Here is a 21,713-nt window from a genome sequence, read left to right on the forward strand (position 1 = left end):
TCAAAAACCCATACAATTATTTGAAATTTAGTATTTTCGCATCTTCAAATTAGAAAGCGATATAATGAGTACTAAATTTACTGAATATAAAGGACTTGACTTACCAACGGTTGCGTCTGAAGTATTAGATTTTTGGAAAAAAGAAAACATCTTCGATAAGAGTGTAAGCACTCGTGAAGGAAACACCCCTTATGTATTTTTTGAAGGGCCACCTTCAGCAAACGGATTACCTGGTATTCACCACGTAATGGCACGTGCTATTAAAGATATTTTTTGCCGTTATAAAACGCAAAAAGGATTCCAAGTCAAACGTAAAGCTGGTTGGGACACACATGGTTTACCTGTAGAATTAGGTACTGAAAAAGAATTAGGTATTACGAAAGAAGATATTGGTACTAAAATTACGGTTGCAGAATACAACGAAGCATGTAAACGTACGGTAATGCGCTATACTGATGTTTGGAATGATCTTACTGAAAAAATGGGGTATTGGGTAGATATGGAAAACCCATATATTACTTACAAATCCAAATATATGGAAACCGTTTGGTGGTTGTTGAAGCAAATTTATGATAAAGATTTATTGTACAAAGGCTACACCATCCAGCCGTATTCTCCAAAAGCAGGAACGGGTTTATCTTCGCATGAAGTAAATCAGCCTGGAAGTTATAGAGATGTTACCGATACTACTGTGGTTGCTCAATTCAAAGCCATTACTGCAACATTGCCTGATTTTTTACAAGGATTAGGAGAGATCCATATTTTAGCTTGGACCACTACTCCTTGGACCTTGCCAAGTAATACCGCTTTAACAGTGGGACCAAAAATTGACTATGTTGTAATAGAAACTTTCAATCAATATACTTTCCGCCCTGTAAAAGTGATTTTAGCGAAAAACTTAGTAGGTAAACAATTCGGAAAAACCTATTTTGAATCAACAGAAGCTAGCAATTTTGAAAACTTCAAAGAAGGTGATAAAAAAATTCCTTACCAAATTATAAAAGAATTCAAAGGAACAGATTTAGTAGGTATTCGTTACGAACAATTAATGCCATTGGTGTTGCCAAATGACAATCCAGAAAATGCTTTTAGAGTTATTGCTGGAGATTTTGTAACTACTGAAGATGGAACTGGAATTGTACATACAGCACCAACTTTTGGAGCAGACGATGCTAAAGTGGCCAAAGAAGCTACACCTGAAGTGCCACCTATGTTAGTAAAAGACGCTAATGGGAATTTAGTGCCCTTAGTAGATTTACAAGGAAGGTTTATTCAAGGTTTAGGTGACTATTCTGGTAAATATGTTAAAAACGAATATTACAACGATGGAGAAGCACCAGAACGTTCTGCAGATGTTGAAATTGCCATTCAGTTAAAAGAGGAAAACAAAGCCTTTAAGGTTGAAAAATATGTGCACAGTTACCCACATTGCTGGAGAACGGACAAGCCTATTTTATATTATCCTTTAGATTCTTGGTTTATTAAAGTGACCGAAGTAAAGGAGCGTATGTTTGATTTAAACGAAACTATTAACTGGAAGCCAAAAGCAACTGGAGAAGGACGTTTCGGAAATTGGTTGAAAAATGCAAACGATTGGAATTTATCGCGTTCTAGATATTGGGGAATCCCATTGCCAATTTGGAGAAATGAAGAAGGAACAGAAGAAATCATCATTGGTTCAGTAGAAGAACTATACAATGAAATTGAAAAATCCATAGTGGCTGGTTTTCAAAAAGAAAATCCATATAAAGAATTTGTTATTGGAAACATGTCGGAAGAAAACTATAAATTAGTCGATTTACATAAAAATGTAGTAGACAACATCGTTTTAGTTTCTCCTTCTGGTAAACCAATGAAACGCGAAACCGATTTAATTGATGTTTGGTTCGATTCAGGTGCGATGCCTTATGCACAATGGCATTATCCCTTTGAAAACAAAGACAAAATTGATGCAAACAAAGATTTTCCTGCTGATTTTATTGCTGAAGGTGTCGATCAAACGCGTGGATGGTTTTATACACTACATGCTATTGGAACTTTAGTTTTTGATAAAATTGCTTATAAAAATGTCGTTTCAAACGGACTAGTATTAGACAAAAACGGACAAAAAATGTCAAAACGTTTAGGAAATGCTGTGGATCCATTTACCACATTAGCAGATTATGGACCAGATGCTACGCGTTGGTACATGATTTCCAATGCCAATCCTTGGGACAACTTAAAGTTTGATATTGAAGGCGTTGCAGAAGTGAGAAGAAAATTCTTTGGAACATTATATAATACTTATTCATTCTTTGCGTTATATGCGAATATTGATGGATTTAAATATACTGAAGCTGAAATTCCATTACAAGAAAGACCAGAGATAGACCGTTGGATTTTATCAGAATTACATACGCTAATAAAAGCTGTTGATGACGCTTATACCGATTATGAACCAACAAAAGCAGCAAGAGCTATATCTGATTTTGTTCAAGAAAATTTAAGTAACTGGTATGTTCGTTTGTGTAGAAGAAGATTTTGGAAAGGAGAATATGGCACAGATAAAATAGCCGCTTACCAAACACTTTACACCTGTTTAGTAACTGTAGCTAAATTAAGTGCTCCTATTGCGCCATTCTTTATGGATAGACTATATAAAGATTTAAATGCAACAACTGAAAAAGAAACTTTTGAAAGTGTTCACTTAGCAGAATTTCCTATAATGGTTGAAAACTTTGTTGATAAATCACTAGAAAGCAGAATGTTGAAAGCACAAACTGTTTCGTCTTTAGTCTTATCTCTTCGTAAAAAAGAAATGATAAAAGTACGCCAACCTTTAAAAAGAATAATGATACCAGTACTTGACAAGCATTTCAAAAACGAAATAGAAGCGGTTTCAGATTTGATTAAAGCAGAGGTAAATGTAAAAGAAATTGAGTTGTTAGATGATGCTTCTGGGGTATTAGTAAAGCAAATTAAGCCAAATTTCAAAGCTTTAGGACCACGTTTCGGAAAAGATATGGGACTGGTTTCCAAAGAGATACAATCTATGACTAATGAACAAATCAATTTATTAGACAGAGAAGGTGAAATAATGCTTGAAATATCAGGAAAAAGTATTACTTTAACAACCGAAGATGTTGAGATTACATCTCAAGATATTCCAGGTTGGTTAGTAGCTAATTCAAATGGAATAACTGTGGCACTAGATATTACAATTGATGATAAATTACGTAATGAAGGTGTTGCCAGAGAATTAGTTAACAGAATTCAAAATATTAGAAAAGATTCTGGATTTGAAGTTACAGATAAGATAAAAGTTCATATTCAAAATAATGCCATTATTGAGCAATCTGTTTTAGAAAATGAAACGTATATTAAATCAGAAACATTAACAGATGAATTAATTTTTGTTCCTTCTGTAGAAAATGGTACAGAAATTGAGTTTGATGAAGTAAAAACAGTTGTGTTAATATCGAAATAGAGTAAAATTTAAACTCTTTCTAGATATGATATATTAGTAATAACCTTAATACATAGAAATGATGGTTGATGAAAAGTTAAGATATTCAGACGCAGATTTAGCTGAGTTTAAAGAAATTTTATTAAAAAAAATAGAAAAAGCGCAAGCTGATTTAGATTTAATCAGAAGTGCTTACATGAATGATTTAAATAACGGAACAGACGATACTTCACCTACATTCAAGGCATTTGAAGAAGGAAGCGAGACCATGTCAAAAGAAGCTAATTCACAATTAGCCACACGCCAGGAAAAGTTCATTCGAGATTTAAAAAATGCATTATTCCGTGTGGAAAACAAAACATATGGCGTATGCAAGGTTACGGGGAAATTAATCAGTAAAGAGCGTTTAAAAGTAGTTCCTCATGCTACCATGAGTATCGAAGCAAAAAATTCGCAACGTTAATCTTAATATAAAATTACATTAACGCTCCATTTGGGGCGTTTTTTTTTAAGTAAAATCCTTATTTTTGTTCAAATTTTAACAGAATGTCATTAAAGAAAGCTTATTTTATAGTTATCCTTATCCTACTAATTGATCAAATCTCTAAGATTTATATTAAAACACATTTTTTTATAAATGAAGAAATAAAAATTTTTGAATGGTTTCGTATTCATTTTATTGAAAACGAAGGTATGGCTTGGGGAGCAGTTATCCCAGGCGAATACGGAAAGCTAGCTCTAACTCTTTTCCGTTTAATAGTGGTTCCTGGAATTGCTTGGTGGCTTTGGGATTCTGTAAAGAAAAAGCAATCAAACTATTTAATTGTAGCTATTTCACTTATTTTGGCAGGTGCAATAGGTAATATTATAGATTCTGTTTTCTATGGTGTTATTTTTAACGACAGCTATCACCAAGTGGCAACTGCATTCTCTAATGACCCTTACGGAACATGGTTTCATGGCGAAGTAGTAGATATGTTATACTTCCCTTTTTGGGAAGGTAATTTACCTGAATGGATTCCTGTTTGGGGAGGCAAACACTTTTCTTTTTTTAATGCCATTTTCAATATTGCTGACATGGCAATCTCGACAGGAGTAGGTATTTTAATTGTATTTAATAAGAAAGCATTTTCAAAATAAAACTTATTTTTCAACACAAAAAAAGAGCCGTATTTACGGCTCTTTTTTATTTTATTACTTTCTCTACTACTATTTTTCTGTAGCAAATCTTCTAGTAACTTCTGTCCAATTTATTACATTGAAAAAAGCATCAATATAATCTGGTCTTCTGTTTTGGTAATTTAAATAATAAGCATGTTCCCAAACATCAAGACCTAAAATAGGTGTTCCTCCACAACCAATTCCTGGCATTAATGGATTGTCCTGGTTAGCAGAACTACAAACTTCTAATTTTCCACCTTTGTGCACACATAACCATGCCCAACCCGAACCAAAACGCGTTGCTGCAGCTTTAGCAAATTCAGCTTTAAAAGCGTCAAATGAACCAAAAGCCTCATCAATCGCTACTGCTAAATCTCCTGAAGGTTTTCCACCTCCATCTGGAGACATTATTGTCCAAAACAAACTATGATTATAAAATCCACCACCGTTATTTCTAACCGCAGCATTATTCATATCTAAGTTTATTAAAATGTTCTCAATTGTTTTTCCTTCTAAATCTGTACCTTCAATAGCGTTATTAAGGTTTGTCGTATAACCATTATGATGTTTTGAGTGGTGAATTTCCATGGTTCTTGCATCAATATGTGGTTCCAATGCATCATATGCATAGGGTAATTTCGGTAATTCGAATGCCATAATATTATTTTTTTTATAATTAGTATTAGTGATTTCAAAGTTATAAATTTAACTTTGGAATAAAAAATAGAATATTCCTATACAACTATAATTAAGATAAATATAACATTTTTGAAAAAAGCAGCTTTTACATTGTATGATGCATCGGCAGGTTCAGGTAAAACCTACACTCTTACCAAAGAATATTTGAAAATATTATTTCTTGCAAAAGGAGATGATGCTTACAAGCGAATTTTAGCCATAACCTTTACAAACAAAGCTGTAGAAGAAATGAAATCACGTATTGTAGATAGCTTATTCGATTTTTCTAAAGAAAACACTTCTAATAAAGGGCAAGAATTTCTGAAAACTATCAGTACAGAAACAGGATTATCTCTAGCAACCATAAAAGATAAATCAAATGCAATCATTAAAAGTATTATCCATAATTATGCTGCTTTTGGTATTTCTACGATAGATAAATTTACGCATAAAGTGATTCGTTCTTTCGCACAAGATTTAAACCTTCCACCTAATTTTGAAGTAAGTTTAGATACCGATGCCATTCTACAAGAAGCTATTGATGTTTTAATCTCTAAAGTGGGTGAAAACAATGATTTAACCCAACTTTTAATTAATTTCACAAAAGACAAAACCGACGAAGATAAAAACTGGGATATTTCGAATGAGTTATTTGAAATTGGTAAACTTTTGGTAAACGAAAATCACCTTATTGAAATAGCCGATTTTCAAGATAAAACCATTGATGATTTTAAACAAATAAAAACGGTTTTAAAAGATAGAATTGTAAATTTAAAGGAAAAATCTATAAATCTAGCGCAAAATAAACTCAATATAATTGAATCAAACATTTCAAGCAATTCCTTTTATAGTAGTTATGTCCCAAATTTTTTAAAAAAAATAATTATTGGAAAACTAGACATTAACGAATCAATACTCAAATACTTAGAAGATTCCGAAAAAAGATATTCCAAAAAGACTCCAGAATTTGACAAAAACTTTATAGATGACATTGCTATAGATTTAATAAAAAGCATAAAAAAAATAAATCACAATAATGCCAAAATAGCGTTTTACGAAGCTTTTTTACAAAATATCAATCCGCTTTCGTTGTTAAACTCTATCCATTTAGAATTTAAAAAGATTCAAGAAGAACAAAACATTATTTCTATTTCCGATTTCAATAGAATTATTTTTAATGAAATTCAAAACCAGCCTGCTCCATTTATCTATGAACGGTTAGGTGAAAAATACCGTCACTTTTTTATTGATGAGTTTCAAGACACTTCTGTCATGCAATGGCAAAACCTCATCCCTTTAATAGATAACGCTTTATCCAGTGAAGACAATGGAATTCAAGGTAGTTTAATGCTTGTGGGCGACCCAAAACAATCTATTTACAGGTGGCGAGGTGGAAAAGCGGAACAATTTATTGCTTTGAGTAAGGAAAACAACAATCCTTTTTCAAATAAAGATAAAGAAAGCATACACTTAGAAACGAATTACAGAAGTTATGAAGAAGTAATCCATTTCAATAACCAATTTTTCGCTTTTTTATCAGACAAATTTGAAAATGAAGATTACAAAAAATTATATCAAGAACACAGTTACCAAAAACCAAATAATAAAAAAGGGGGATATGTTAACATTTCATTTATAAACACAGAAGAAGAACCTCAAATTAATGAAGAAGAAGATAATGATTGGTCATTAAAAACGAAAATTTATTTAGAAAAAACATTAGAAACCATATTACAAATTAAAAGTCAAAACTTCGATTATAGTGACATTGTTCTTTTAACCCGAAAAAAAACAGAAGGGGTTTATTTAGCAAATTTCCTAACTGAAAAAAACATCCCCATTTTATCCTCTGAAACGTTATTAATTCAAAACGCAACCGATGTAAAACTAATTATAGATGTTCTTCGTTATTTGAAAAACAATAAAGATCAAGAATCTAAAACAAAAATGCTTTATTACATTGCTAAATACAATCAAAATTACTTACCGATTCATGATTTTATTATAGCAACCAAAGATTTAACGGAAGAAGAATTAGAAACTTTTTTACACACTATTGAGATTGGTATTTCATTTAAAAATTGTAAAAAAAAGTCGCTTTATGAAGCCGTGGAAATTATTGTTTCCACATTCATTAAAGAAAAAGCAAACACTTCTTATGTACAATATTTTTTAGATTTAGTATTGGAAAGAGATAATAAATCACAATCGGGGATTTCAGATTTCATTTCCTATTGGGAAAAAGTTGGTTTTAAAAAAAGCATTCCTTCTCCAGAAGGCAATAATGCTATCCGAATCATGACTATTCACAAATCCAAAGGATTAGAATTCCCTATCGTTATCTATCCTTTTGCTGAAGAAAATTTTTCTGCAAATAATCGAAATAAATTATGGATTAATTTTGACGAAGAAGAAGCTATAGATTTCCCAAAAGCTTTAGTCAATCAGAAAAAAGAAGTAGCAGTATATGGATTACAAGCCAAACAAACCTATGAAGAAAAATCGCAAGAAGAAATACTAGACATTATTAATGTCCTTTATGTTGCTTTGACCAGAGCAGAAGAACAACTTTATATTATTTCTAATCATCAAATTTCCAAAACAGGTTTACCCAATAACCTCTCTTCCTATTTTATCGAATTTTTACAAGATAACAAGCTATATAACTCTGATAAAATGACCTATGAATTTGGCAATTCATCTCGTCTATCAGAAAAAAACAATTTCAACAACACGCAAAAGGCAATAACAATTGTTCATGAAAAATTAGATAAGAGAAAAATAAAAATTGCTCAAAGAGAGGCTTTAATGTGGGATACAGAACAACAAAAAGCCATTGAATTTGGAAATTTACTTCACGAAATACTTGCTCATATAAAGACAATAAACGATATAGATGAAGCTATAAATATTGCTATAGAAAATGGATGGATTACAACTTCACAAAAAGAAGAAATCAAGCTCAAGATGGAACAAATTGTGCATCATAATGATTTAAAAGATTTTTTTGACGGAGAAGGAATAACTTACAATGAACAAACGATTATTAAAAAAGGCATTGGAAATGTAAAGCCAGATAAAGTAGTAATCAAAGACACAAATGCATTCTTATTAGATTATAAAACAGGTGAAAAACTAGACAAGCATAGAAAACAAGTATTAGATTATGCCTTTATCCTAGAAGAAATGAATTATAATATTGTAAAAAAAACAATAGTTTACATTGGAGAAAAAATAGAAATAGTAATTTTGTAGCAAACCTTATATAAAATGTACGGCAAAATACAACAACACTTACAAGAGGAGCTCAATTCTATTCAAGAGAATGGCTTATTTAAAAAAGAAAGAATCATCACGTCACCACAAGGTGCTGAAATAAAAATTACAACTGGAGAAACAGTTTTAAATTTTTGCGCTAATAATTATTTAGGACTTTCCTCTCATCCAGAAGTAATACAAGCAGCCAAAGATACATTGGACACTCATGGATTTGGTATGTCTTCGGTTCGTTTTATTTGTGGAACACAAGACATACACAAAGAATTAGAACAGAAAATAGCCGATTTTTACGGCACAGAAGACACCATTTTATACGCAGCTGCTTTTGATGCAAATGGTGGTGTTTTTGAACCTTTGCTTGGAGAAGAAGATTGTATTATTTCAGACAGCTTAAACCATGCATCTATTATAGATGGTGTTCGTTTGTGTAAAGCAGCGAGATACCGTTATCAAAATAACGACATGAGTGACCTTGAAGCACAATTAATTAAAGCCACTCAAGCCGGACATCGTTTTAAATTAATTGTTACAGACGGTGTTTTTTCTATGGATGGATTAGTAGCCCCATTAGATAAAATTTGTGATTTAGCAGACAAATATGACGCTTTAGTAATGGTTGATGAATGCCATGCTGCTGGATTTATCGGTGCAACTGGAAAAGGAACACCTGAAGCGAAAGGTGTTATGGGAAGAATAGACATTATTACAGGAACACTCGGAAAAGCCCTTGGAGGAGCTATGGGCGGTTATACAACTGCAAAGAAAGAGATTATTGAAATTTTACGTCAACGTTCAAGACCATATCTGTTTTCAAATTCTTTAGCTCCATCGATAGTGGGTGCCTCATTAAAAGTATTTGAACTTTTGGAAAAAGACACAACCCTAAGAGATCAATTAGAATGGAATACAAATTATTTCAAAAAAGGCATAAAAGAGGCAGGCTTTGATATAATAGATGGAGATGCGGCAATCGTTCCTGTAATGCTTTATGATGCCAAATTATCACAAATAATGGCAGAAGAACTTCTTAAAAAGGGAATATATGTAATTGGTTTCTTTTTCCCAGTAGTTCCAAAAGAAAAAGCACGAATAAGAGTACAACTATCTGCTGCTCACACAAAAGAACATCTCGACAAAGCAATTAATGCTTTCATTGAAGTGGGTAAATCTTTAAAAATAATTAGTTAAAAAGCGGTAACCCCTTACTTTTTTTAACAAAACTTTTTGTATTTAAAAAAAAATAGTATTTTTGTTCTAATTATAACGCATTGTAATTTAATTAATAAAGTATGAAACATCTAAACAAATTATTTGCTGCTGGTTTATTGCTTGCTGGATTATCAACCCAAGCACAGAACGGTGACAATCCATGGGCTGTGTCCTTTGGAGTTAATGGAGTTGATACCAAGGTTAGTGCCGAAGGTAATTCTAGTCCACAATTTATCCAATTAGCTAATGCTAGAGACAATTGGAATATTTTACCATCTGTATCTTATTTAAGTGTATCTAGATATGTTGGTGATGGTTTTTCTGTTGGTTTAACAGGATCTGTTAATAAAATTGACAAATGGTTAGAAAGAGTACCTGGTACAGAAAGTACAGATGCTGTTTTAAATCCTGGTGATTTATCTTACTATGCAGTTGATGCAGTAATCAAATATAGCTTTCAAGATTTAATCAAATCAACTTGGTTAGACCCTTCTATTAATGTAGGTGGAGGTTACAATTTCTTTGGAGATGCATCTGCAGGTACTGTTAATGGAGGTTTAGGATTAACTTTCTGGTTTACTGAAAATGTTGGTCTTCAATTACAATCTGTTTACAAGCATTCATTTGATGAAAATAGAGTTGCTAACGCAGATGTACCTACTCATATTCAACATTCAGCTGGTATTTCTTTTAAATTTGGAGGAAAAGACACTGACGGTGATGGGATCTATGACAAAGATGATGCTTGTCCAGATGTTGCTGGTTTAAAAGCATTAAACGGATGTCCTGATAAAGATGGTGACGGTATTGCTGATAAAGATGATGCTTGTCCAGAATTAGCTGGTACTCCAGAGCACAATGGTTGTCCTGACACTGATGGTGACGGAATTATTGATACAGAAGACGCTTGTCCAGATGTACCTGGTACTAAAATCATGAAAGGTTGTCCAGATGCTGACGGTGACGGAGTTGCTGATAAAGATGACGAGTGTCCAACAGTTAAAGGAGATAGAGCTAACAAAGGTTGTCCATGGCCTGACGGTGACGGTGACGGTGTATTCGATAAAGATGACGCTTGTCCTACTGTAGCTGGAACTGTTGCTAACAATGGTTGTCCTGAAGTTTCTGACGAAGCTGTTAAAAAATTAAATGATTATGCAAAAACTATATTATTTAATTCAGGTAAATCAACTTTCCAAAAACAAACTTTCCCAGTTTTAGAAGCAATCACTGCTATCTTAAAAGAGTATCCAAATTCTAAATTCTCAATCGAAGGTCACACAGATTCAGACGGAAGCGAAGAAAATAACCAAGTATTATCTACTTCAAGAGCTGAAGCTGTTAAAGCTTACTTAATTGAGCATGGAATCGACGCTACTAGATTAAGTGCTACTGGATTCGGTGAGAAATTCCCAATCGACACTAACAAAACTTCTAAAGGTAAAGCTAACAATAGAAGAGTTGAAGTGAAATTAGTAAAATAATTTCCCTACAAAATAATACAAAAACGCTCCGATAATCGGAGCGTTTTTTTTATTTTTATACTATGCTAAATGATACTTTTCTAGATAAATTATCGAAACATATTCTTGCAAATTTCAAAGACAATTTGCAAAACACCATTATTGTTTTACCAAACAAAAGAGCCAAAGTTTTTTTACTAAACGCCCTTCACAACCACACAGAGAACACCATATTTTCCCCTCAAATAACTAGCATTGAAGATTTAATACAAGAAATCTCTGAAATAAGGGTCATTGATTCAATTGAATTGCTTTTTGAATTTTATGAAGTATACTTAAACATAACTACAAAAGAAGAGATACAATCGTTTACTTTTTTTTCCAATTGGGCCAAAACGCTACTTCAAGATTTCAATGAAATAGATCGCTATTTATTAGATCCTAATTTTGTATTCTCCTATTTAAAGGATATTGAAGCATTAAAAAGATGGGATCTTGAGCCTTCCGCAACAACAACACTTATCGATTCGCATCTTTCTTTTTGGAAAAAACTACCTGAATATTACAGCCATTTTTACCAACATTTATTAAGTAAAAAGAAAGCATATCAAGGACTCATTTATAGAGAAGCCGTTTCTAATTTAAATTCTTTTTCAAATAATTTGGCTGAAAAAAAATTAGTTTTTGCAGGATTTAATGCCTTAAATCAAGCGGAAGAAAAAATTATTCTACACTTACTTACCCACAATCAAGCTTCTGTATACTGGGATATAGATTCTTATTTTATAAACAATCCCTATCATGATGCTGGCCTTTTTATAAGACGTTTTAAATCGCAATGGAAAAAATATTTTTCACAACCATTTGAGTGGATAACTGAAGATTTTCAACAAGAAAAAAACATACAAATTATTGGTACTCCAAAAACCATCGGTCAAGCAAAAATTGCAGGAAAAATTATCGAAGATTTATATGTTCCATCAAAAGATAATTCTAAAACAGCTATAATATTAGGCGATGAAAATTTACTAATTCCTGTGCTATATTCGCTACCAAATACCGTAGACACATTAAATATAACTATGGGCTATTCGGGAAAAAACAATCCTGCTCAGCTATTGATTAATAAACTTTTTAAATTACATACCAATGCGATTAACAGAGACGAATCAAAATACACGTTGTATTATAAAGAAGTTTTAGATGTTTTAAATCACCCTTTAGTAGAACCTTTTATTAAAGCTAATGAGGTAATCCAAACCATACACAACAATAATTTTACTTTTTTCTCAATTGACACATTATTTCGATTAAAAGAAGAAAAATACCCTAATCAACAAAAGGATTATTTTGATTTACTTTTTACAAAATGGGATAACAATATTTTAAAAATTCTAAAGCGCATCAACCATATTCTTTTGACGATAAAATCATTCCTAAACAATGATATTGAAGAAGAAAAAGTGACCAAATCATTTGTTTATGCTGTTTTTAAAGTTATAAACAAGCTCATTACGTATTGTGAAATTCATCAAGATAAAATAAACAATATAGAAGTGCTATATGAAATATACAAGCAAATTATAGATTTAGCTGAGGTTTCTTTTGAAGGAGAACCTTTAAGCGGACTACAAATAATGGGTGTATTAGAAAGCAGAGTTTTAGATTTTGAAAATGTTGTCATCACCTCTGTAAATGAAGGTAAATTTCCGTCTGGAAAATCACAAAATTCTTTTATCCCTTATGATGTAAAAAAAGAATTGGGATTACCCACTTATAAAGAAAAAGATGCTATTTATAGTTACCATTTTTATCATTTACTTCATAGAGCAAAAAACATTTATCTTTTATACAATACCGATAATGAAGGAATTGATGCTGGTGAAAAAAGTCGCTTTATTACGCAATTAGAAATAGAAAAACAACCGAAACACAATATCACACATACCATTTATAACGCTGTTCTGCCTGAAAAAGCATATAGTGTAATGAATATTCCAAAAACACCATTACTACTGGAACGCTTAGAAGAAATAGCAACTATTAAAGGATTTTCACCATCCTCATTAACTTCTTACATAAGAAATCCTATCCAATTTTATTTTCAAAGGGTTTTACGTATTAATGAAATGGATGAAGTAGAAGAAAATATAGCTGTTAACACTTTAGGAACCATTATTCACGAATCTTTAGAAGCTTTATACAAATCTTGCTTAAATCAATTTTTATCAGTATCTCAAATTGATGAAATGATAGCACAAATTAACCAAATAACATTAGATAAATTCAAATCTGTTTACAAGGAAGGTGAAATAAAAAAAGGAAAAAATCTATTAGCTTTTGAAGTTGCCAAAAGAAATATTTTCAATTTTTTACAAACGGAAAAGAAAACGATTGAAAATGGAGACACTATCAAAATCATTGCTTTAGAAGATAAATTAGAAACCATGATTATAGATGAACGTTTACCATATCCTATTAAAATTGCAGGAAACGTAGACCGAATAGAAATACGAGATAATGTAATTCGAATTATTGATTATAAAACAGGAAAAGTGGACGCAAATTCACTAAAAATTAATGATTTTACACACCTTACATTGGATATTAAAAATGAGAAGATAATCCAACTTCTTTGTTACGCATTAATGTTTAAAAACAATAAAGACTATTTGAATTATCCTATAGAAGTAGGTATCATTTCTTTTAAAAACATGAAAGCAGGCTTTATGCCTTTTGGCCTAGGAAAAGGAAGAGGGGTTGTTTCTCAAACTATGGTAACAGACGAGATTTTGCATGCATTTAAAGAAGAAATTATCGTTTTAATTTTAGAAATTTTAAATAAAAAAAATACTATAAAAGAGAACATTTAACATATTTTCAAAAACCCCTTCAAATGTTCTATTAATTGAACCTTATTCTCGAAATGACTCATGTGACCATCTTCAAAAGAAACTAAAACAACGTTCGTTCCTTCAACATATTTTTTGTTTTCTTCATAATTTAAAACAGGATCTTTTTTTCCCAAAATAAGCATTTTAGGAAACGCAGAGACATGTAAAAGCTTTCTCCTATCCTTTCTTACTTTCATACCTTCCTGAGCCGCAATAATACCTTGCAAAGGGGTTTGTAATGCTTCTTCTTTAGCCCATTCAATTTCTTTTTTGAGTCTAGCTCTATTTTCCTCGCTAAATAAATTTGCAACAGACATACTTATAGCATTTTTATAATTTTGCTTTACCGCTAATATAGCTCTATCCCTATTTACTTTTCTTTCCTCACTATCTTCTCTTGCAGTAGAATTCATTAAGACAAGTCCAGCTATCTTTTCTTGATATAATTCGGCAAAAGCCAAAGCAACATAACCACCCATCGAATGACCTATTAAAACTACTTTCTCCAATTGCAAAAAATGAAGAATATAATGTACTGCATCGGCCATATCTTCCATGGTATGAACATATCCTAAGCATTCCGTTTCCCCGTGACCTAATAAGTCAACACATACAATCCTATATTTTGTAAGTAAAACGGGAACAATATCATGCCACATTTTACTATTTTCTAAAAAACCATGTAACAAAACAATGGCTGGTCCATTACCTGCATCAGAATACGCTAGTGTGCTATTTTTATACCTTATGTATTTCATAAGTGCAAAAATAGAATTTCAAGAGGAATCCAAGAAGTAATTTCATTTAAATACTTACTTTTGAAAAAAGGATTATTTTTATGTTGGATGAATCTCCAAAACGTTTCGATCGTATTGTCGCTATCTTAATACAGTTACAATCTAAACGAATTGTAAAAGCGCAAGAATTAGCCGATCGATTTGAAGTAAGTTTACGAACAATTTACAGAGACATTCGTTCTCTGGAAACCTCAGGTGTTCCTATCTACAGTGAAGCTGGAGTAGGTTATTCTCTAGTAGATGGTTATCGTTTACCTCCAGTAATGTTTACTAGAGAAGAAGCTAGTAGTTTTATTGCTGCAGAAAAACTAATGCAAACTTTTATCGATAAGGAATTAGGAAAACACTATACTTCTGCCATGTTCAAAATAAAATCGGTTTTAAAAAACACCGATAAAGATTGGCTTACCTCTATTGAATCTAAAGTTATCATGCAACAACCCTCGGTTAATTTATTCAACGAAAAAGTACCCGAAACCATGAGTATTCTTTTTAAAAGTATTGCCGATAAAACTCAGGTAAAATTAAATTATCAAGCATTTGATGCAGAAGAAGCTTCGGAAAGAATTATTGAACCAGTGGGTATATTTCACGATAACAACAATTGGTATATTTTTGGGTTTTGTCATTTGAGAAACGATTACCGTCAATTTAGAGCAGATCGAATTCAAGGCATTGAAAACCAAACCATTTTATTTACTAAAGAACACCAATCTTTAGAATTTTATTTAAATAAAGAAAAAGAATGTCCTACTACTAAAGTTGTATTATTGGTAGACAAAAAAATTGCCAAATATCTAGATTTTGAAAAAAAATATCATGGTTTTGTATCACAAAAGAAAGTAAGTGATCAAATAGAAATGACCTTCTTAAGTAGAGATATTGAAAACAGTTTTCCAAGATGGGTTTTGATGTTTGCAGATTATGCAACGATTATTGAACCACAACGCCTAAAAGATAGAATGATCGAAATGCTTCAAGTTTATCAAGCAAACCTATTAAAATAAAACTCCGAAAACAGTATTTTGCATTCGGAGTTTTAAGTATTATTCTCTAGTCCAGAAAAAAGGAGGTGTAATTCCTAAAGCGCGTAAATAAACGTAACCTTGTCCGCGATGATGTATTTCATTATCAATAAAATACAAAATATTCTCAATAATTGGAAACTCATATTGTCCGAAAAGATTAAATGTTTTTTCAAAATCTTCAATTGGAATTTGCTTAAAATACTGATTAATTTCTACAGTTGCTTCATCCCATTTTTGCAAATAAGCCGCTTTTGTAGATAAATTTTCTACAGCTGCTTCAGAATAAGGTTGTTCGTCTCGATTTACAATCCCTTTTAACGCAGGAACTCCTATAGATAAAAGTTCGGACACTAATTTTGAAAATGGGCGCATGCCTCCAATAGAAAATTCAAAGAAATCTTTTTCTGGAAAGGCTTCGATTACATATCTTGTTAAAGCACGATGTCCTTGCCAATGCTTTAATAAATGTTCTGGACTAATGACTTGAGGTGCTGATACTGTGTTCATAGTGTATGATTTATTTGATTATAAAACAAAGGTAAATATCGCTTATGACAACAGTTTGTCAGGAGGTTTTTTAGGATATCAAAATATTTCTAGACATTTTAACGATAAGAAATTGATGCGTTCAAAAATAGTCAGTAAAACTTATTGTAAACCAATGCCACAAATAAAATTACCTAAAAAAGAATAACTAACAATAAACTTTTCATTTTGACGAAGGTGAGAAAACACACTAATGGGATTCTTCCTTCGTCAGAATGAAAAAATGGAGTACAAAAAACGGCTTACATTCTTGTAAACCGTTTATACTAATAACTGATAACCGACAACTGTTAACTATTCATTATCGATTCAATTTCATCAGCTTCAATAGGAATATTACGCATTAAATTAAATGGAGCGCCACTATTTTGGATAACTACATCATCTTCTAAACGAATACCAAAACCTTCTTTTGGAATATAAATTCCAGGCTCTACAGTAAAAACCATATTGGCTTGCATTGGCTCATATAACAACCCGTAATCATGCGTATCTAATCCCATATGATGTGAGGTACCGTGCATAAAATATTTTTTATAAGCTGGCCAGTCAGGATTTTCATTTTGAACATCCGCTTTGTCTAACAACCCTAAACCTAATAGTTCAGAAGTCATGATTTTGCCAACCTCAACATGATATTGTTTCCATAAAGTACCAGGAATCAACATTTTTGTAGCTTCATTTTTTACATTCAAAACTGCATTGTAAACGGCTCTTTGACGCTCAGAAAATCTTCCTGATACTGGAATGGTTCGGGTCATATCACTCGAATAATTCGCATATTCAGCACCTACATCTAACAATAATAAATCCCCTTCATGGCATTGCTGATTGTTTTCAATATAATGTAATACATTCGCATTATTTCCAGAAGCAACAATAGGTGTATAAGCAAATCCTTTGGAACGATTTCTTAAAAATTCATGTGCAAATTCGGCTTCAATTTCGTATTCCATTACATTAGGCTTCACAAAATTTAAAATTCTTCGAAATCCTTTTTCGGTAATATCACATGCCTTTTGGATTAAATCCAATTCTTCGCTTTCTTTTACAGAACGCAAACGTTGCAAAATAGGATTTGATTTTTCTACTTTATGAGCTGGATAATTTTCTTTCCACCATTTTACAAAACGAGTCTCACGTGTTTCCGTTTCTATAGTAGCTCGATAATGTTCATTGGTATTGATATACATGGTTTCCGCATAAGCCATGATTTCTTTTAATGTTTTATGAAAATCTTGCAACCAAATAACCGACTTAATACCAGATACCTCAAAAGCTCTTTCCTTTGTTAGCTTTTCTCCTTCCCAAATGGCAATGTGCTCGTTTGTTTCTTTTAAAAATAAAATTTCTTTCAAATGCTCATAGGGCGCATCTGGAAAAAGCAACAAAACACTTTCTTCCTGATCTACGCCACTCAAATAAAAAATATCGCGATGTTGCGCAAAAGGTAATGTGGAATCTGCCGAAACAGGATAAATATCGTTTGAATTAAAAATTGCCACACTATTTGGCTTCATTTGAGCTATAAATTTTCTACGATTTTTTATAAATAAGTCTTTGTTAATTTGATGGTATTTCATTGTTTAGGTTTTTAGATTTCTCGATTTTTAGAATATTAGATAAACTATGTATCAAAAATACATAAACTACCTTTTTGAATCAGTAGCCAAATGGCTTTAATTTATATTTTTACGAATGCGACTCATATGACGGGTAGAAATACCTAAAAAGGAAGCCAAATAATGTAAAGGCACCTCCTGAAGTAATTTGGATTCATTAAGTAGTAACTTTTTATAACGCTCTTCTGGTGTTAGTGTTAATAAATCTATTCTATAATCATCTATCAAACAAATTTGCCGTTCAATTAAATTAAAATAAAACTGATGAAAAGCTTTATTATTTTGAATTAAGTAATTAAAATCAGGCAAAGTAATTACCCACAAACGAGAATCCATAATTGCTTTAATACTTTTTCTTGAAGGCACTTTATGAAGAAAACTATTTAAAGAACTGGTTACTGAATTTTTCAAAGCTAAATAAGTTGTTCTCTCTTCTCCGTCAATTAAAATAGCATGTTGTAAAATACCACTTTCTACAAAACAAAAATGATGGCATACTTCATTTTCATAAACCAAAAACTCATTTTTCTTTACTATCATTTTTTTAAAATAAGCTAAGGCTTCATGCACTTCTTTTTCAAAAGAATCGTCAGGTAACAAAGAGCTAAAGAATACTTCAAAATGGGATTTTGTAATTTGAAGAGACATACTCATTAATTTATACTATCAAAGTTAAAAAGATAAATAGTAAAAGCTGTTAAATTGAAAATAAAAATTTTGTAAAGGACTATAAAAACTGTAATTTACACAAAATTATATCTCATGAAATATAAAATTACACTATTGCTTTTATTTTTTCAAAGCCATATTTGGTCACAAACAACTGACCTTTCTTCTGTAAAATTACAAAATATTGGACCTTCAATTATGAGTGGTCGCATAGTAGATATAGCCGTTAATCCTGAAAACCCAACTGAATTTTATGCAGCCTATGCTTCTGGAGGACTTTGGTACACTCAGAATAATGGTACTTCTTTTGAACCAATAATGGATACTGCTCCCACTCTAAATTGTGGTACAGTAACGGTAGATTGGAAAACCAAAACTATTTGGGTAGGAACAGGAGAAGTAAACGCGTCACGATCTTCCTATTCAGGAATTGGCATTCTAAAATCCTCAGATCAAGGAAAAAATTGGGAAAATATTGGGTTAACTGACAGTCATCATATTAGCAGAATTTGGGTAAACCCAACAGACAACAATGAAATTATTGCGGCTGTTTTAGGTCATTTATATACTCCAAACGAAGAAAGAGGAGTTTTTAAAACTAGTGATGGTGGAAAAACATGGAAAAAAACACTTTTTGTCAATCAAGACACTGGAATTATCGATTTATCTGTTGCTCCAGATAATTCAAAAATCATATATGCTGCAGCTTGGGAAAGAGAACGAAAAGCATGGCATTTTAAAGGAAACGGAAAAGGTTCAGGCATCTATAAAAGTGAAGATGGTGGAACAACTTGGCATTTAATTTCTAGAGATGGGAGTGAATTTCCAAATAACGAAGGAGTAGGAAGAATTGGTTTAGCAGTATTTAATCAAAATATTTTATATACTATCTTAGACAATCAAAATAACAGACCTATTCCAGAGGAAGCTTCAACAAAAAGTAAAAAAATATCGCAATCGGACATGTTCAGTGTACCTGGTGAAACTTTTGTAGAAAAGTCTAATAAAGAAATTAATACCTATTTAAAAAAACACGGTTTAATTGAAAAATACAGAGCTGAAACCCTAAAAAATTGGGTAAAAAATGGAAAATTACAACCTAAAGAACTCAAAACTATTTTACAAGATGCCAATAAAGCCTTGTTTGAAACAGAAGTTATTGGTTGTGAAATTTACAAATCTATAGATGGTGGAAAATCATGGCAACGTACTCATGAAAACTACATAGATGATTTGTACTACAGTTACGGCTATTATTTTGGAAATATTTCGGTAGATCCAAAAAATGAAAACCGCATTTATTTTGGTGGCGTTCCTTTACTTCATTCTGAAGACGGTGGAAAAACGATGATAAGCATTAGTGGTGAAAATGTCCATGCAGATCACCATGTAACTTGGATTAATCCCAACAATCCCAATCATATTATCAACGGAAATGATGGCGGAATCAACATTAGTTATGATAATGGAGCACATTGGAAAAAATGCAATAATGAGGCTTTAGGTCAATTTTATGCTGTAAATATTGACTATAATGAATCCTATAATGTATATGGAGGCTTACAAGACAATGGGGTTTGGGTAGCCAACAATAATTATAGAAAATCAGATGCATGGGAACAAGAAGGAAAATATCCTTACGAAAGTATTATGGGTGGTGATGGTATGCAGGTACAAATTGACAAAAGAGATGCCAACATCGTGTATACAGGTTTCCAATTTGGTAATTATTTTAGATTAGATAGAAGTAAAAACACAAAAGAATTTATTTCTCCTACATTACCAAAAGGTACTAAAGAAAAACCATTACGCTTCAATTGGCAAACCCCTATACTATTATCTCCTCATAATCAAGATATTTTATATATGGGTTCCCAATTTTTACACCGTTCCATGAATCAAGGTACTTCTTGGGAAAAAATTTCAACAGATCTTACGCATGGTAGCGTTGAAGGTAATGTGGCATTCGGTACATTAACCACCATTTCTGAAAGTCCGTTGCAATTTGGATTATTGTATACAGGTTCTGATGATGGAATCATTCATCTTTCCAAAGATGGTGGCATTTCATGGAATATCATTTCAAGTCAATTACCTCAAAATTTATGGGTTTCTAGAGTGAAGGCTTCCCTATTTAAAAAAGAGCGTGTTTATGCTACTTTAAATGGCTATCGTAACGATGATTTTAAACCTTATGTTTATCTTTCTGACGATAATGGTGCCAACTGGCAAGACATTAGTGCTAATTTACCTCAAAGCCCTATAAATGTCATTTTAGAAGATACTGAAAATGAAAACGTCCTTTTTGTAGGTACAGATAATGGTTTGTTTGTTTCTCTAGACAAGGGAAAAACTTGGATTGATTTTTCTTCAGAAATGCCTCCAGTAGCAGTTCATGATTTGGTCATACAACCTAAAGCCAAAGAATTAATTGTAGGTACTCATGGTCGTTCATTATACAAGGTGAATATTGACAAAATACAACTGCTTTCATCTGAAATACTTTCAAAATCTTTGTATGTTTACGAAGTATCGTCAGTTAAAAAATCGGATCGTTGGGGTTCCAAATGGAGCTCTTGGGCGAAACCCTTTGAACCTAAAGCCGAAATTTGGTTTTATTCCAATACTTCAGAAGAAGTTGAAATTACGATTGAAAATGAATTTGGGTTAACTGTTTTTTCTAAAAAAGTAGCCGCTAAAAAAGGCTTAAATTTAGTTGAATACGATTACACCTTATCAAATGAAGTAATTAATAAATGGAAGAAAAAAGATAAAAAAGCCACCTTTGAAAAAGCGGATAATGGTAAACAATATGTACTTCCTTCCAAGTATAGTATTCATATCAAGAAAGGAAGTGAAGCCGTTTTTACCCATTTAGAAGTTACAGAGAGTAAAAAAGCGTAATAAAAAACAAAAGCCTTG

At 31.9% G+C, this 21,713-nt stretch carries 14 protein-coding genes; 9 read left to right on the forward strand and 5 right to left on the reverse strand.

Going from position 1 to position 21,713, the window contains the following annotated elements; genetic code table 11:
- Positions 1-64 precede the first annotated feature (64 nt).
- The 3 genes from ileS to CX675_RS16535 all read left to right on the forward strand — a co-directional run bounded on the left by ileS (position 65) and on the right by CX675_RS16535 (position 4,585).
- Positions 65-3,466 (forward strand): isoleucine--tRNA ligase, encoded by a 3,402-nt coding sequence (ileS, locus tag CX675_RS16525; RefSeq protein WP_130736355.1) that lies wholly within the window; start codon positions 65-67, stop codon positions 3,464-3,466.
- Between the two features lie 61 nt (positions 3,467-3,527).
- On the forward strand, positions 3,528-3,908 hold the full coding sequence (locus tag CX675_RS16530; RefSeq protein WP_130736387.1) for a TraR/DksA C4-type zinc finger protein: 381 nt from the start codon (positions 3,528-3,530) through the stop codon (positions 3,906-3,908).
- An 83-nt stretch (positions 3,909-3,991) separates the two neighbouring features.
- Positions 3,992-4,585, forward strand: a complete 594-nt coding sequence (locus CX675_RS16535; RefSeq protein ID WP_130736356.1) for a lipoprotein signal peptidase — start codon at positions 3,992-3,994, stop codon at positions 4,583-4,585.
- A gap of 69 nt (positions 4,586-4,654) precedes the next feature.
- On the opposite strand, the gene CX675_RS16540 is transcribed toward CX675_RS16535, so the two are convergent.
- The gene (locus tag CX675_RS16540) at positions 4,655-5,263 is read right to left on the reverse strand and encodes a superoxide dismutase (protein ID WP_130736357.1); all 609 of its coding nucleotides are present in this window, start codon (positions 5,261-5,263) and stop codon (positions 4,655-4,657) included.
- Positions 5,264-5,374: 111 nt separating this feature from the next.
- On the opposite strand from CX675_RS16540, the gene CX675_RS16545 reads away from it, so the two are divergent.
- The 4 genes from CX675_RS16545 to CX675_RS16560 all read left to right on the forward strand — a co-directional run bounded on the left by CX675_RS16545 (position 5,375) and on the right by CX675_RS16560 (position 14,108).
- Complete coding sequence (locus tag CX675_RS16545; protein ID WP_130736358.1) at positions 5,375-8,539, forward strand: exodeoxyribonuclease V subunit beta; 3,165 nt, start codon at positions 5,375-5,377, stop codon at positions 8,537-8,539.
- Positions 8,540-8,554: 15 nt separating this feature from the next.
- Positions 8,555-9,751 carry a glycine C-acetyltransferase gene (gene kbl / locus CX675_RS16550; protein ID WP_130736359.1) on the forward strand — a complete coding sequence of 399 codons (1,197 nt, stop codon included), beginning with the start codon at positions 8,555-8,557 and terminating at the stop codon, positions 9,749-9,751.
- 101 nt (positions 9,752-9,852) lie between these two features.
- Positions 9,853-11,256, forward strand: a complete 1,404-nt coding sequence (locus CX675_RS16555) for an OmpA family protein (protein ID WP_130736360.1) — start codon at positions 9,853-9,855, stop codon at positions 11,254-11,256.
- Positions 11,257-11,318: 62 nt separating this feature from the next.
- Positions 11,319-14,108, forward strand: a complete 2,790-nt coding sequence (locus CX675_RS16560) for a PD-(D/E)XK nuclease family protein (RefSeq protein ID WP_130736361.1) — start codon at positions 11,319-11,321, stop codon at positions 14,106-14,108.
- Here the strand turns inward: CX675_RS16560 and CX675_RS16565 are convergent.
- Positions 14,105-14,887 (reverse strand): alpha/beta fold hydrolase, encoded by a 783-nt coding sequence (locus tag CX675_RS16565; RefSeq protein WP_130736362.1) that lies wholly within the window; start codon positions 14,885-14,887, stop codon positions 14,105-14,107. The two genes, CX675_RS16560 and CX675_RS16565, sit on opposite strands and share 4 nt — an antisense overlap.
- Before the next feature lie 80 nt (positions 14,888-14,967).
- Between CX675_RS16565 and CX675_RS16570 the strand changes: the two genes are divergently transcribed.
- A complete protein-coding gene (locus tag CX675_RS16570) occupies positions 14,968-15,933 on the forward strand; it encodes a YafY family protein (protein ID WP_130736363.1) in 966 nt (321 codons plus the stop codon).
- A 39-nt stretch (positions 15,934-15,972) separates the two neighbouring features.
- Here the strand turns inward: CX675_RS16570 and CX675_RS16575 are convergent, their stop codons facing one another.
- The 3 genes from CX675_RS16575 to CX675_RS16585 form a co-directional block, all read right to left on the reverse strand.
- Complete coding sequence (locus tag CX675_RS16575) at positions 15,973-16,461, reverse strand: DinB family protein (protein ID WP_130736364.1); 489 nt, start codon at positions 16,459-16,461, stop codon at positions 15,973-15,975.
- Between the two features lie 329 nt (positions 16,462-16,790).
- Complete coding sequence (locus CX675_RS16580; RefSeq protein ID WP_130736365.1) at positions 16,791-18,083, reverse strand: aminopeptidase P family protein; 1,293 nt, start codon at positions 18,081-18,083, stop codon at positions 16,791-16,793.
- A gap of 96 nt (positions 18,084-18,179) precedes the next feature.
- Positions 18,180-18,770 carry a Crp/Fnr family transcriptional regulator gene (locus tag CX675_RS16585; protein WP_130736366.1) on the reverse strand — a complete coding sequence of 197 codons (591 nt, stop codon included), beginning with the start codon at positions 18,768-18,770 and terminating at the stop codon, positions 18,180-18,182.
- Between the two features lie 114 nt (positions 18,771-18,884).
- Here CX675_RS16585 and CX675_RS16590 point away from each other — a divergent pair, with 114 nt between their 5' ends.
- The gene (locus tag CX675_RS16590) at positions 18,885-21,695 is read left to right on the forward strand and encodes a sialidase family protein (protein ID WP_130736367.1); all 2,811 of its coding nucleotides are present in this window, start codon (positions 18,885-18,887) and stop codon (positions 21,693-21,695) included.
- Positions 21,696-21,713 lie beyond the last annotated feature (18 nt).

This window comes from Flavobacterium sp. J27 (genome assembly GCF_004303025.1).
GTDB lineage: Bacteria > Bacteroidota > Bacteroidia > Flavobacteriales > Flavobacteriaceae > Flavobacterium.

Coding starts and splice junctions, on each gene's coding strand:
- ileS (WP_130736355.1), top strand. CDS start 65: ATGAGTACTAAATTTACTGAATATAAAGGACTTGACTTACCAACGGTT.
- CX675_RS16530 (WP_130736387.1), top strand. CDS start 3,528: ATGGTTGATGAAAAGTTAAGATATTCAGACGCAGATTTAGCTGAGTTT.
- CX675_RS16535 (WP_130736356.1), top strand. CDS start 3,992: ATGTCATTAAAGAAAGCTTATTTTATAGTTATCCTTATCCTACTAATT.
- CX675_RS16540 (WP_130736357.1), bottom strand. CDS start 5,263: ATGGCATTCGAATTACCGAAATTACCCTATGCATATGATGCATTGGAA.
- kbl (WP_130736359.1), top strand. CDS start 8,555: ATGTACGGCAAAATACAACAACACTTACAAGAGGAGCTCAATTCTATT.
- CX675_RS16555 (WP_130736360.1), top strand. CDS start 9,853: ATGAAACATCTAAACAAATTATTTGCTGCTGGTTTATTGCTTGCTGGA.
- CX675_RS16560 (WP_130736361.1), top strand. CDS start 11,319: ATGCTAAATGATACTTTTCTAGATAAATTATCGAAACATATTCTTGCA.
- CX675_RS16565 (WP_130736362.1), bottom strand. CDS start 14,887: ATGAAATACATAAGGTATAAAAATAGCACACTAGCGTATTCTGATGCA.
- CX675_RS16570 (WP_130736363.1), top strand. CDS start 14,968: ATGTTGGATGAATCTCCAAAACGTTTCGATCGTATTGTCGCTATCTTA.
- CX675_RS16575 (WP_130736364.1), bottom strand. CDS start 16,461: ATGAACACAGTATCAGCACCTCAAGTCATTAGTCCAGAACATTTATTA.
- CX675_RS16580 (WP_130736365.1), bottom strand. CDS start 18,083: ATGAAATACCATCAAATTAACAAAGACTTATTTATAAAAAATCGTAGA.
- CX675_RS16585 (WP_130736366.1), bottom strand. CDS start 18,770: ATGTCTCTTCAAATTACAAAATCCCATTTTGAAGTATTCTTTAGCTCT.
- CX675_RS16590 (WP_130736367.1), top strand. CDS start 18,885: ATGAAATATAAAATTACACTATTGCTTTTATTTTTTCAAAGCCATATT.